At 72.9% G+C, this 11882-nt stretch carries 13 protein-coding genes; 7 read left to right on the top strand and 6 right to left on the bottom strand.

Going from position 1 to position 11882, the window contains the following annotated elements:
* Nucleotides 1-2: 2 nt before the first annotated feature.
* The 4 genes from BLT76_RS17755 (at nt 3) to BLT76_RS17740 (ending at nt 2274) form a co-directional block, all read left to right on the top strand.
* Entirely contained in the window at nt 3-758 is a 756-nt protein-coding gene (locus BLT76_RS17755; protein ID WP_244509463.1) for a response regulator, read from the top strand.
* A gap of 10 nt (nt 759-768) precedes the next feature.
* Complete coding sequence (locus BLT76_RS17750) at nt 769-915, top strand: DUF1059 domain-containing protein (RefSeq protein WP_090859256.1); 147 nt, start codon at nt 769-771, stop codon at nt 913-915.
* Between the two features lie 208 nt (nt 916-1123).
* Complete coding sequence (locus tag BLT76_RS17745; RefSeq protein WP_090859254.1) at nt 1124-2062, top strand: iron-containing redox enzyme family protein; 939 nt, start codon at nt 1124-1126, stop codon at nt 2060-2062.
* On the top strand, nt 2059-2274 hold the full coding sequence (locus BLT76_RS17740) for a CDGSH iron-sulfur domain-containing protein (protein ID WP_244509462.1): 216 nt from the start codon (nt 2059-2061) through the stop codon (nt 2272-2274). The genes BLT76_RS17745 and BLT76_RS17740 overlap by 4 nt, the downstream gene beginning before the upstream one ends.
* A 4-nt stretch (nt 2275-2278) precedes the next feature.
* Here BLT76_RS17740 and BLT76_RS17735 read toward each other — a convergent pair whose 3' ends face one another.
* From BLT76_RS17735 to BLT76_RS17725, 4 genes are read right to left on the bottom strand one after another with little or no spacing between them, the layout of a single operon-like run.
* The gene (locus BLT76_RS17735) at nt 2279-2896 is read right to left on the bottom strand and encodes a methyltransferase (RefSeq protein ID WP_090859252.1); all 618 of its coding nucleotides are present in this window, start codon (nt 2894-2896) and stop codon (nt 2279-2281) included.
* The gene (locus BLT76_RS17730) at nt 2893-3327 is read right to left on the bottom strand and encodes an SRPBCC family protein (RefSeq protein ID WP_090859250.1); all 435 of its coding nucleotides are present in this window, start codon (nt 3325-3327) and stop codon (nt 2893-2895) included. The genes BLT76_RS17735 and BLT76_RS17730 overlap by 4 nt, the downstream gene beginning before the upstream one ends.
* Nucleotides 3324-3476, bottom strand: coding sequence for a hypothetical protein (locus BLT76_RS25790; protein ID WP_170867122.1), 153 nt, complete (start codon nt 3474-3476; stop codon nt 3324-3326). Before BLT76_RS25790 ends, BLT76_RS17730 begins: the two co-directional genes overlap by 4 nt.
* A 49-nt stretch (nt 3477-3525) precedes the next feature.
* A complete protein-coding gene (locus BLT76_RS17725; RefSeq protein WP_090859248.1) occupies nt 3526-4140 on the bottom strand; it encodes a response regulator transcription factor in 615 nt (204 codons plus the stop codon).
* A 258-nt stretch (nt 4141-4398) separates the two neighbouring features.
* Here BLT76_RS17725 and leuA point away from each other — a divergent pair, with 258 nt between their 5' ends.
* On the top strand, nt 4399-6108 hold the full coding sequence (leuA, locus tag BLT76_RS17720) for a 2-isopropylmalate synthase (protein WP_090859245.1): 1710 nt from the start codon (nt 4399-4401) through the stop codon (nt 6106-6108).
* Nucleotides 6109-6190: 82 nt separating this feature from the next.
* Here leuA and BLT76_RS17715 read toward each other — a convergent pair whose 3' ends face one another.
* Nucleotides 6191-8971, bottom strand: a complete 2781-nt coding sequence (locus BLT76_RS17715; RefSeq protein WP_090859243.1) for a PAS domain-containing sensor histidine kinase — start codon at nt 8969-8971, stop codon at nt 6191-6193.
* A gap of 50 nt (nt 8972-9021) precedes the next feature.
* Between BLT76_RS17715 and BLT76_RS17710 the strand changes: the two genes are divergently transcribed.
* Nucleotides 9022-9879, top strand: coding sequence for an alpha/beta fold hydrolase (locus tag BLT76_RS17710; RefSeq protein WP_090859241.1), 858 nt, complete (start codon nt 9022-9024; stop codon nt 9877-9879).
* Here BLT76_RS17710 and BLT76_RS17705 read toward each other — a convergent pair.
* Nucleotides 9869-11089, bottom strand: a complete 1221-nt coding sequence (locus BLT76_RS17705; protein WP_170867121.1) for a serine/threonine-protein kinase — start codon at nt 11087-11089, stop codon at nt 9869-9871. The two genes, BLT76_RS17710 and BLT76_RS17705, sit on opposite strands and share 11 nt — an antisense overlap.
* Before the next feature lie 59 nt (nt 11090-11148).
* Here BLT76_RS17705 and recO point away from each other — a divergent pair, with 59 nt between their 5' ends.
* Entirely contained in the window at nt 11149-11877 is a 729-nt protein-coding gene (gene recO / locus BLT76_RS17700; protein ID WP_090859237.1) for a DNA repair protein RecO, read from the top strand.
* The last annotated feature ends 5 nt before the right edge of the window (nt 11878-11882 follow it).

The following is an 11882-nucleotide window of genomic DNA, read 5'->3' as shown; positions in this document are numbered from 1 at the left end:
AGGTGGAGATCCCGATCCGGGTGCTGCTCGTCGACGACGCGGTCGACGTCCGCCGCCTGGTGCGCACGGCGCTCCGGTTCCGGGGCGGCTTCGAGCTCAGCGGGGAGGCGTCGACGGCCGCTCAGGCGGTGGAGCTGGTGACCGCGCTGCAGCCCGACGTCGTCGTGCTCGACCTGGGGCTGCCCGACCTGGCGGGGCGCGACGTGCTCACCCAGGTGCGTGAGGCCGCGCCTGCCACGAAGGTCGTGGTGTTCTCGGGCGCCGATCCCGACGACCGCTCCTGGTACGAGGAGCGGGCGGCCGGCTACGTGCTGAAGAACGACGACCTCGACTACCTCGTCGACCTCCTGGTCTCGGTGGTGCGCCCGCAGCGGGCCGTGGCCGTGCTCGACCTGACCCAGGACCTCGGCAGCGTGCGCGAGGCACGGTCGCTGGTCCGACGGACTCTCGCCCAGTGGGACCTCGCCCACCTCGACGACGAAGCGTCGCTGGTCGTCAGCGAGCTGGCCACGAACGCCCTCAACCACGCGCGGTCGTCGTACCAGGTGCGGATCTATCACAACCCCAGCACGATCCGGATCGAGGTGCGGGACGGCGGGGCGGGGACCCCCGAGCCGCAGTCGGCCAGCCCGACGCGCGAGGGTGGTCGGGGCCTGCTCCTGGTCTCCGCACTGTCGGTGTCGTGGGGCCTCGAACAGACCCGGGAGGGCAAGGTCGTCTGGGCCGAGCTCGCCCACGGCGTCGCTGCGTCGGCGTAGGCTCCCGAGCGTGAAGACCAGGCTGACCTGCCCCTGCGGGACCACGATCGTCGGCAAGGACGAGGACGAGCTCGTCACCCTCGCCCAGGAGCACCTGGCCGCCGAGCACCCCGGGCGCGAGTACGACCGCGACATGATCCTGTTCATGGCTCTCTGACCCCTCGATCCGAGCGTCACCCGAGAGGGTGAACCACCTCGGATGTGAGTTTGTCGGGGGACGGGTCGGGCACCTGAGGACCAGGAACACGATCCGCCCCCGTCACCGGACTCACGCAGCAGCGGTGCGGGGGCGGATCCGTGTCCGGACGGCTGCGTCACCCCTTCGGGTTCGCGTGCCCCCGACGCCGCCCGGGTACCGCCCGGACATGCTGACCCCCAAGGCTCGCGGTCCCCTGAGCCAGGCCGTGAACGAGGCGCTGGCGATCGCTCCGGACCGGGTCGACGTCCCGGACGCCGGGTCCGCCGAGGACGCGGCGATCGCGCTCTGGACGCTCTACGAGCTGCACTACCGCGGGTTCGACGACGTCGACGACGCGCTGGAGTGGCACCCCGGCCTGCTGGGGGTGCGCCGCGATCTGGAGCAGGACCTGGAGGACCGGCTGCGGTCGCGGTGGACGCCGTACACGCCGACGGGCGACGTGGGCGAGGAGCTGTTCGCGTACGTCGCGGCCCACGACGGGCCCTCGCTGGCCAAGCACGTGCAGTCGCAGGCCGACGAGGAGCAGGTCCTGGAGCTCTTCCGGTTGCGGTCGATCTACCACGCCAAGGAGGCCGACCCGACGGCCTGGGTGGTCCCGCGACTGTCCACCGGGCCCAAGGCCGCCCTGATGGAGCTGCAGTTCGACGAGTACGGCGACGGCGACCCGAACCGGCTGCACAGCCACCTGTGGGCGCTCGGCATGGATGCGCTCGGGCTGCGCGCCGACTACGGGGCCTACATCGACGACGTCCCGCCGGAGATCCTCGAGCAGAACAACGTCATGTCCCTCTTCGGGTTGCACCGACGGCTCCGAGGCGCGGCCCTCGGGCACCTGGCCGCCTTCGAGATGACCAGCTCGATGCCGTCGCGCCGGATGGCCCAGGGTCTGCAACGGCTCGGCCTGGCCGACGCGATGGTGGCCTACTACGCCGAGCACGTGGAGGCGGACGCGGTGCACGAGCAGCTCGCCGCGCGGAGCATCTGCGGCGCCCTGGTGGCCGCCGAGCCGTCGCTCGCCGGCGACGTCTTCCTGGGCGCGTTCACCTGCCTCGACCTGGAGGACCGGTTCGCCCGGCGCCAGCTCGCGGAGTGGGGCGTGGCGTGAGCGAGGCGGAGAGCTACGACCATCCCGACGTCGTCCTCTGCCCGGGCGGTCCGATGCTGCTGCGCGGCGACCACGTGGTCCAGGACTCCGACGGCGTCGCGCACCGGACCACCCGGCCCGTCTCCGCGGTCTGCCGGTGCGGGAAGTCTCAGACCAAGCCGTGGTGCGACGGCACCCACCAGGTGCTGCCGGCCAAGCTGCGGCCGGCCTAGGCGCTCAGGGCTTCTCCAGGCGGGCGACGACGCCCCGCTCGTAGGAGCGCACCTCGCCCAGCCGCAGGTCGCCGTACGACGCGAGCCCGGCGCCGATGGTGTCCGCCTGCCGGGTGCTGCCGAGCTGGAGCAGCGCGGACCCGCCGTCGACCAGGTGCTGCGACGCCGCGGCGACGCACAGCCAGGCCACGTCGAGTCCGTCGTCGCCGCCGTCGATGGCCAGCAGCGGGTCCTCGGGGAACCGACCGGTCTCGGTCCGGCGTACCCACGGCGGGTCGGCGAGGACCAGGGCGAACCGGTCGGTGGGGTGGAGCACCGCGTCGATCGCCCCCTCGCGGACCTCGACCAGCTCACCCAGTCCCGCGGACACGGCGTTGCGGTGGGTGAAGTGGCAGGCGACCGGGTTCAGGTCGACGCAGACCAGCGGTCGGGGCTCGTGGGCGACGGCGAGCAGCCCGATCTGGCCGGCCCCGCAGCACAGCTCCAGGACCGGACCGTCCGGGCCGGAGCGCAGCAGCTCCGCGCCCCACACCGACTGGGCGGCGGTCCACGCGCGCGGCCGCAGCACGCGCTCGTCGTACCGGATCTCCAGGGTGCCGAACTCGGCGACCTGCTCGCTCACTCCCGCCGCTCCGCGATGTAGGCGAGACGGCGCAGCGTCTCGACGTTGCGCCACGCGAGGGGTACGTCGCGCAGCGGCTTCGGAACCAGCCGGCCCGGACCGGTGACGGCGTCCTCCTCGATGACCACCTCGGTCTCGGGGCCCGACGCCTCCAGCCGGAGGAGGACCTCGGCCTCGCCACCGGGCCAGGCGCGGGCCCGGACCCTGAGCAGCGAGCCGGGGACCGCCTCCAGCACCTCGGTCGTGTCGTCGATCAGGAGCGGCCAGGACCCCACCGAGTGGTGCAGCTGGGCGCCCACCTCCGGCCAGTGGTCGTCGACCTCGCGCATGCGGGACGCACCGACCACCCAGAGCGGGTAGAGCCAGCCGTCGGCCAGCACCGACCAGACCTCGTCGGGCGTGGCGTGGACCAGGCGGGTGTTGCGGCTCATCGGACGGATCCCAGGCTTCGGTTCACGGGAGGCTTCTGCTGGGACCCGGTGTCACTGCCCTCGAGGACCCCGATCAGGAGCAGGACCAGGCCGATGACGACGAACACCGCGATCGCCCAGCCGGCCGCGGCGCGGTTGGAGAGCTTCATGCCTCCCGAGTACCCGGGGGGTCGTGCCGCACGCCGCCCAGAGGGGTGGTCAGTGGGAGTAGCCCTGGCGGTGCGCCCAGGCGACCGCCTGGGTGCGCCGGGTGACGCCGGTCTTCTGGTAGACCTGCCGGATGTAGGTCTTCACCGAGTTGACGCTGACGTAGAGCTCGGCCGCGATCTCCAGGTTGCTCATCCCGCGGCAGATCAGCCGGAGCACGTCGGACTCGCGCTGGCTGAGCAGCGGGAACAGGTGGAGCTCGGGGGAGCGGGTCTCGACCGACTCGCCCCGGTGGGCGGCCTCGACGGCCGCGAGCAGCTCTCGGGTCGTCGACGACTTCGCGACGATGCCGTGCGCGCCGGCCTCCAGGACGTCGCGGAGGCCCGCGGCGCGGGTGTTCCAGGTGTAGACGAGGACTCGCGCGGCGCCCAGGCTCGTGACCTGCTCGACGTGCTCGCGGGCGCCGACCTCACGCATCACCGGGTCGATGAGGACGACGTCGAGACCGTCGGTCGAGGTCGTGAGCTCGTCCAGGAAGGCCAGCTCGACGCGGTCACCGTGGGGGCCGAGCATGCCCGCGAGGCCGGTGGTCACGAGCTCGGTCTCGGCCAGTACGCCGAGCCGCACAGGCCCGAGCGCGGCGCGCTCGGAGGCGGACGACGTCATGTCCCCGAACCTAATGTGGCGCGGCTTCTGGACCCGTTCCAGAAGCCTCACCCTTAGGGATGATTTTCGAACTTGTGCTCCCTGACCTGCCCTTTCTCGACCCCGGCGCCCGCCCACGACGGCCGTGGGCTACCCTCGAGAGGTCATGACGCGACTGCTCCTCCTTCGCTGCCGCAGCGAGGTCTGAACGCCGGACCCCCTCGCTGCGGGTGAGTGCTGCGCGACCGGCTCCCAGCAACCAGTCAACGAGGACCTCCCATGACCATTCCGCAGCAGCAGACCGGCGGCATGCCGCACGAGCGCTACCGGGCCTTCCCGCCCATCGACCTGCCCGACCGCACCTGGCCGTCGAAGGTCATCACCGAAGCCCCGCGCTGGCTCTCCACCGACCTGCGCGACGGCAACCAGGCGCTGATCGACCCGATGAGCCCCGCGCGCAAGATGAAGATGTTCGAGCTGCTCGTGAAGATGGGCTACAAGGAGATCGAGGTCGGATTCCCGGCGGCCTCCGAGACCGACTTCTCCTTCGTGCGCCAGCTGATCGAGGGTGACCACGTCCCGGACGACGTCACGATCTCGGTGCTGACCCAGGCCCGCGAGGACCTGATCGAACGCAGCGTGCAGTCGCTGGTCGGCGTACCGCGCGCGAACATCCACCTCTACAACGCGGTCGCGCCGCTCTTCCGGAGGGTGGTGTTCCGGGCCAGCAAGGACGAGATCAAGGACATCGCGGTCCGCGGCACGCAGCTGGTGATGAAGCACGTCGAGAACCTGCTCGACACGACGGTCATCGGCTACGAGTACAGCCCCGAGATCTTCACCTCCACCGAGCTGCCGTTCTCGCTCGAGGTCTGCGAGGCCGTCTCCGACGTGTGGCAGCCCGAGGACGGTCGCGAGATCATCCTCAACCTGCCGGCGACCGTCGAGTCCGCGACGCCGAACGTCTACGCCGACCAGATCGAGTGGTTCTCCCGTCAGCTGACCCGGCGCGAGAACACCGTCATCTCCCTGCACCCCCACAACGACCGTGGTACGGCGGTCGCCGCGACCGAGCTCGCGATGATGGCCGGCGCCGACCGGGTCGAGGGCTGCCTGTTCGGCCACGGCGAGCGCACCGGCAACGTCTGCCTGGTCACGCTCGGCATGAACCTCTTCAGCCAGGGCGTCGACCCGATGATCAACTTCGGCGACATCGACGAGATCCGTCGTACCGTCGAGTACTGCACGCAGCTGCCGGTCCACCCGCGCCACCCCTACGCGGGCGACCTGGTCTACACGGCCTTCTCCGGCTCCCACCAGGACGCGATCAAGAAGGGTCTGGAGGACCTCGAGCGGCAGGCCGCCGAGCAGGGCATCCCCGTCGGCCAGATCGCCTGGGAAGCGCCGTACCTGCCGATCGACCCGAAGGACGTCGGCCGCACCTACGAGGCCGTGATCCGCGTGAACAGCCAGTCCGGCAAGGGCGGCGTCGCCTACGTGCTGAAGGCCGAGCACAAGCTCGACCTGCCGCGTCGTGCGCAGATCGAGTTCAGCCGGGTGATCCAGCAGCACACCGACGCCGAGGGCGGCGAGGTCACCCCCGCCGACATCTGGAGCATCTTCCGCGGCGAGTACCTCGACCGCGAGACGCCGCTGAAGCTCAACTCGGTGCACACCTCCTCGGCCGCGGGCGAGAAGGACGCGCTCACCGTCAACGTCTACGTCGACGGCGAGATCCGCACCCTCGAGGGCACCGGCAACGGCCCGATCGCCGCGTTCGTCAGCGCGATCAACGAGCTCCCGAACGACTTCGACGTCCGGGTCCTCGACTACGCCGAGCACGCCCTGTCGTCGGGAGGCGACGCCCTCGCGGCGGCGTACGTCGAGTGCGCCGTGGGCGACGAGATCCTCTGGGGCGTCGGCGTCGACGCCAACATCGTCACCGCGAGCCTCAAGGCCGTCATCAGCGCCGTCAACCGCCGCGCCTGACCGTCCTCTCCACAGGAGACCCTCTCCGGATCGCCGAGTCGGCGCACATGTGCGCCGACTCGGCGATCCTGTCCACAGGAGGTCAGGGGGCGAGGGGGAGGCGGACGGTGAAGGTGGTGCCGGCGAGGTGGGCGGACTCGACGGAGATCCGGCCACCGTGGCCCTCGACGATCGCAGCGACGATCGAGAGGCCCAGGCCGGTGCCTTGGATGGCGCGCTTCTGGGCCGTCGAGCTGCGGAAGAACTTCTGGAACAGTCCGTCCTGCTCCTCCACCGGGATGCCCATGCCGGTGTCGCGGATCGTGATGATCGCGTCGCGGCGGTCCGACTCGAGTCGGCAGCGCACGCTGCCGCCGTCGTCGGTGAACTTCACGGCGTTGCTGAGCAGGTTGAGCAGCACCCGGTCGAGCTGGGAGCGGTCGCCGAGGACGGGGACCGGCCCGCCGGGGGCGGCGAAGGTGACGTCGAGGTCGCGCCCGACCAGCAACGGCCGCACCGACTCCTCGACCGGGCCGAGGATCTCGGAGAGGTCGACCGGCTCCTGACGCCACTGCAGGTTGTCGGAGTCCAGCCCGGAGAGCAGCAGCAGGTCGTTGCAGATCACGATCAGCCGCTGGCCGTTGCGGGCGATGGTGTCGAGCAACGGCACCTGGGCGGGGTCGGGGTCGACCATCGATCCGTCGCTGAGCATCTCGGTGTAGCCGACGATGCTGGTGATCGGGGTGCGCAGCTCGTGGGAGACCGTCGAGACGAACTCGTCCTTCGCACGGTCGAGGTGGCGCAGCCGGTCGACCGCGGTCCGCTCCTTCTCCAGGGCGGCGACCAGCATCTCCTGGCCCTGCCGCTGGTCGGTCACGTCGCGACCCACGCAGAGCAGGCCGACCTGGGAGGCGAAGGCGTCCTCGGCGGCGCTGAGGGTCATCGACACGGTCTGGCGGTGGCCGGACCGCGCGACCCAGGTCCAGTCGCGGGCGCGTGACTCGCCGTCCGAGCCGACGCCGGCCACCAGGGCGTCGTACGCCTCCGCGACGCTGGCGGCGCCGGTGCGGGCCAGCAGCTCCTCGGCGTCGAGGAGGCGGGTGAACGGTTGGCCGACGATCTCCGCGGGCTCGTAGCCGAGCATGTGCTGGGCCCCGGAGTTGAAGACCGTCACCCGGCCCGCGGGGTCGATGCCCACCAGCGCGGTGGTGAACGACGCCCGCATCAGGTGGTCGACCAGGCCGGAGGCCGCGCGCTCGGCGGTCACGTCGATGCCGGTCATCACGGCGTACGCCGGAGTGCCCGTCTCGTCGCGGACGACGTTGTTGCTCCACACGATGCGCAGCTTCTCGCCGTCCCGGCCGACCAGGGCGCGCTCGCGCGAGACCGGGACCCCCGAGCGGTTGGGCCACACGAACAGCGCCTCGACCTCGCCCTCGTCGGCGGGGTCGAGCGCGGTCTCCCAGACCCGGCGCCCGACCAGCTCCGACGCGGCGTAGCCGGTGATGTCGGTGGTCGCCGCGTTCACCCGGACGATCCGCCCGTCGAGCTCGGTGACCAGGATGATGCAGGCGGTGGTGTCGAGCGTGGCGCTGGTGAGCTTCTCGGCGGTCTCGTGGCGACGGCGGGCCTCGTGCTCGGCGGTCACGTCGAGCAGCTGGGCCGACCAGACCGGGGCGCCGTCGTCCTCGGAGAGCAGGGAGACCGCGACCTCGACCCGGCTGCCGGGCCGGGCCGCGACCTCGGCGTGGCTGCGCCAGCCGTGCGGTCCGTCCTGCCGGGCCCGGGTGATCAGCGCCGGTGTGCTGCCCTCCACGGTGAGCTGCGACTCCAGCGCCCGTCCGACCAGCGAGTCCCGGTCGCTGCCGAGGATCCGGGCGGCGGTCTCGTTGGCGTCGACGATCGTGAGCTCCTGCTCGTCCTGGCGCATCAGGACCATGCCGACCAGCGACTCGGTGAAGTTGCGCCGGAAGAGCCGCTCGTCGGCCGAGACGCGCTGGAGCAGCTGGGTGCGCTGCTGGACGGCGACCGCCAGCGGGATCGCGAGCACGGCGGCGCAGACGACGTACGCCTGCGACATGCCGATCACCCCGGCCTGGTCGACGAGCCCGGCGTCGCGGGCGGCGCTGAACGGGCCGAAGCCGCGAGCCGTGAGGACGGTGACCACGGCGGACAGGAGCAGCACCTCGGCGGCGACGGTGCGCAGCGGGAAGCGGAGGGCGCCCCAGACGAGCAGGGGCAGCGGCAGGAAGACCAGCGCGAGCTGCTGGTCGGGGGCGAAGGCCACCGCGGTCGCCGCGGCGGTCGCGACCGCCTGGAGCAGGAGCTCACCGGTGCGGTCCGGCTCGCGGCGGGCACGCAGCGTGAGGGCGAGCGGCAGGGTGACGAGCAGCGAGGCGGAGTGGGCGCCGTACGTCCGGCCGAAGGCCGAGAGCAGGGCGGTCCGGTCGTCGAGCGCCGCGACCGCCACGGTGGTCAGCGCACCGGCGACCAGGCCACCGGCGGTCGAGGCCAGCAGCAGCCGGACGAAGTCCTCCTGCGTCGCGAGGCGCGGCTCGGCCCCGTCCCGGCGCCGGCGTACGACGACCGCGCCCGTGAGCGTGCCGGCCGCCGCGGCGACGCCCAGGGCCGCGGCGACGGGGAGGTCCTGGCCGTCGACGAGCTGGGCGGCGGCGGCCGCGGCGGCGATCGCGGCGGTGACGACCGGCCAGCGACGGGCAGGGGCAAGGACCAGGGCGGCCGCGGCGACGCCGGCCACCGGCCACCGGAGGGCGAGCGGATCACCCGGGTCGGCCAGCACCGTCGAGACGCCGGCCCCGACGACGACCGCCAGCAGAAGGAGCGTGACCGGCCAGCCGACGTACCGGTGACCTGCGGCTGGCATGCCGGAAGTGTCGCACCGCGGACCGGGGCGCGCGGACTAGATTGCCGGGCATGTTGGTATCCGAGCGGATCGGTCAGTTCTTCCTCGAAACCGAGACAGGACGCGACCGCCTGGAGTACACGGAGTACGGCGCGGGCGACGCCTGGGTCGTGCTGCTGCACGGCCAGCTGATGCCGCGGCGGATGCAGCAACCGCTGGCCCGGGCGCTGGCCGCCGAGGGCCTGCACGTCGTCACCCTGGATCTGCTCGGCCACGGGCGCTCGGACCGGCCGGCCGACCCGCACGCCTACTCGGTGCAGGCCTGGGCGGAGCAGGTGCTGGCGCTGCTCGACCACCTGGGCGCGGCCCAGGCGGTGGTCGGCGGGACCTCCCTGGGCGCCAACGTCTCGCTCGAGGTGGCCGTGCTGGCGCCGGAGCGGGTCCGGGGGCTGATCGCCGAGATGCCGGTGCTGAACAACGCCCTGGAGGCGGGCGTGGTCGCGTTCGGGTCACTGATGCTCGCGGCCCGCTTCCTGCCGTTCACCGTCACCGGCGTCCGGCTGCTCACCCGGCCGGTGCCGCGCGGGATCGTGCCGTTCTGGGCGGGCATCGCCCTCGACACCCTCGATCAGCGCCCGGCGTCGGTCGCCGCGGTCGTGCACGGCCTCTTCTTCGGGCGGGTCGCGCCGCACTCGCGTCAGCGGCGGGCGATCCAGGCGCCGGCGCTCGTCGTCGGGCACCCCGCCGACCCGATCCATCCGGCGGCCGACGCGGCGATGCTGGCCGCCGAGCTGCCGAACGCCACCTTCGTCCGGGCGCGCAGCATCCTGGAGTGGCGGCTCCGCCCGGAGCGGCTGGACGCCGAGGCGGCCGCGTTCGCCCTCGAGTGCTGGCGGCCTCGCGGGCGGGTACGACGGGTCACCCGCTGACGTAGCCGACCCGCATCAGGGTGTCGTCCCCGCGGACGACCTCGACGTACCCCTGGTCGACGAAGACGACCCGGGCCCGGTCCTCACCGATCATCTCCACCCGGATCTCGCCGCTGGTGTCGAGGCGCTGGGCGACGCTGTGGTGCACGCTCGCGCACAGCTCGTCGGCACTGCCGCCGTCGGCGTAGAGCAGCGCGTCCTCGCACCGGTCCTGCTGCAGCAGCTCGACGTACGAGACCGCGGCGTCGCGGTAGGCGGCCGTCCCGTCGCCGGGATCGTCGCCGCCCCGGGTGAGGACGACGGCGAGGGTCGCCACCGCCGCCACCAGTGCGAGGACCAGTCCACCGACGGCGAGGCGGACGGGGGAGACCGGACGCCGCCGGACGGGTGGCGGGGGAGGGAGCAGCACGGTCCGGCCCTCGCACGCCTCGCGCAGGGCGGCGGCGAAGGCGCGTACGTCGGGCCAGCGCCGCGCCCGGTCCGGCTCCAGAGCGCGCTGGACGACGGCCTCCACGCCCGGCGGCACGGGCCGCCAGCGACCGACCGGCTCGACCCGGTCGTCGGGTCCGGCGGGGCTGCGCGGCGGCCGGCCCGCGAGCAGCGCCCAGGCGACGGCCCCGAGCGCGTAGACGTCCGCCCGCGGGTCCAGGTCGGCGGTGTCGGCGCGCTGCTCGGGCGGCATGTACGACGGCGTCCCGACCGCCTGGGTCACCTCCGGCCCGGCGGCCCAGGCGACGCCGAGGTCCGCGACCATCACGCGTCGGCCGCCGTTCGAGTCGTGGGTGAGCAGCAGGTTGGCCGGCTTGACGTCGCGGTGCACGATCCCGTGCGCGTGCAGCGCGGCCAGGCCCTCGGCGGCCTGCGCGACCACGTCGACCAGCACCTCCGGGGCCACCGGCGCGGCCGGGTCGACGAGGTCGGCGACCGAGCCGCCGTCGGCGTAGGCCATCACGAAGTAGGGGACGTCGTCGTCGGTCACGCCGATGTCGAAGACGTCGACCAGGTGCGGCGAGCGGGCCTGGCGCAGCAGCCGCGACTCGGCCAGGAAGCGCTCGCGGATCGCCGGGTCGCCGGTCCAGTTGTCGGCGAGCAGCTTCACGGCCACCGCGGAGTCCAGGTCCTCGTCGCGGTAGAGCCACACCGTCGCGAACGCGCCGGCGCCGATCCGGTGCTGCCGCCGCAGACGGCCGAGGGCGGGTGGCGGCGACACGCGCCCCAGTCTGCCCGACGGGTCCCGGCTGCCGACCATCCGTGCGGGAGGATGGCGAGGTGCCTCTCTACCGCGACGAGGCGATCGTGCTGCGCACCCACAAGCTGGGGGAGGCCGACCGCATCATCACCCTGCTGACCCGCCATCGCGGCCGGGTCCGCGCCGTCGCGAAGGGCGTACGACGCACCACCTCCCGGTTCGGCTCGCGCCTGGAGCCGTTCACCCACGTGGACCTGCAGCTGGCCGAGGGGCGCAACCTCGACACGGTCACCCAGGCGGAGACGCTGACCCTCTTCCACGCCGGGCTGGGCCTCGACTACGACCGCTACACCGCCGGCACGGTGATGCTGGAGACCGCTGAGCGGCTGGTCTCGGAGGAGAAGGAGCCGGCCCTGCAGCAGTTCCTGCTCCTCGTGGGCGGCCTGCGGGTGCTGGCGAACGGCGAGCGCACCCCCAGCCAGGTCCTCGACTCCTACCTGCTCCGCTCGCTGGCGGTCGCGGGCTACGCGCCGTCGTTCCACCACTGCGCGCGCTGCGGCCTGGAGGGCGAGCACCGCTGGTTCAACCACTCGATGGGCGGGGTGCTCTGCGCGACCTGCCGGGTGCCGGGCTCGGCGAACCCCGCCCCCGAGACGCTGCGGCTGATGGGCGCGCTGCTCGCTGGCGACTGGCCGAGCGTCGAGGTCTCCGAGCCGCGGCACCTGAAGGAGGCCAGCGGCTTGGTCGCGGCGTACCTCGCCTGGCACCTGGAGCGCAGCCTGCGCTCGCTCGCCTACGTCGAGCGCTGAGCCTC

The sequence above is a fragment of the Nocardioides lianchengensis genome (assembly GCF_900101465.1).
GTDB classification, from domain to species: Bacteria; Actinomycetota; Actinomycetes; order Propionibacteriales; family Nocardioidaceae; genus Nocardioides; species Nocardioides lianchengensis.
Note: the sequence above shows the minus strand (reverse complement) of the source record. Positions and strands in the feature narration are given on the sequence as shown.

Excerpts from the sequence above, each read along its gene's own strand:
- BLT76_RS17745 (WP_090859254.1), top strand. The coding sequence starts at position 1,124 with ATGCTGACCCCCAAGGCTCGCGGTCCCCTGAGCCAGGCCGTGAACGAG.
- BLT76_RS17730 (WP_090859250.1), bottom strand. The coding sequence starts at position 3,327 with ATGAGCCGCAACACCCGCCTGGTCCACGCCACGCCCGACGAGGTCTGG.
- BLT76_RS25790 (WP_170867122.1), bottom strand. The coding sequence starts at position 3,476 with ATGAAGCTCTCCAACCGCGCCGCGGCCGGCTGGGCGATCGCGGTGTTC.
- BLT76_RS17725 (WP_090859248.1), bottom strand. The coding sequence starts at position 4,140 with ATGACGTCGTCCGCCTCCGAGCGCGCCGCGCTCGGGCCTGTGCGGCTC.
- leuA (WP_090859245.1), top strand. The coding sequence starts at position 4,399 with ATGACCATTCCGCAGCAGCAGACCGGCGGCATGCCGCACGAGCGCTAC.
- BLT76_RS17715 (WP_090859243.1), bottom strand. The coding sequence starts at position 8,971 with ATGCCAGCCGCAGGTCACCGGTACGTCGGCTGGCCGGTCACGCTCCTT.
- BLT76_RS17710 (WP_090859241.1), top strand. The coding sequence starts at position 9,022 with ATGTTGGTATCCGAGCGGATCGGTCAGTTCTTCCTCGAAACCGAGACA.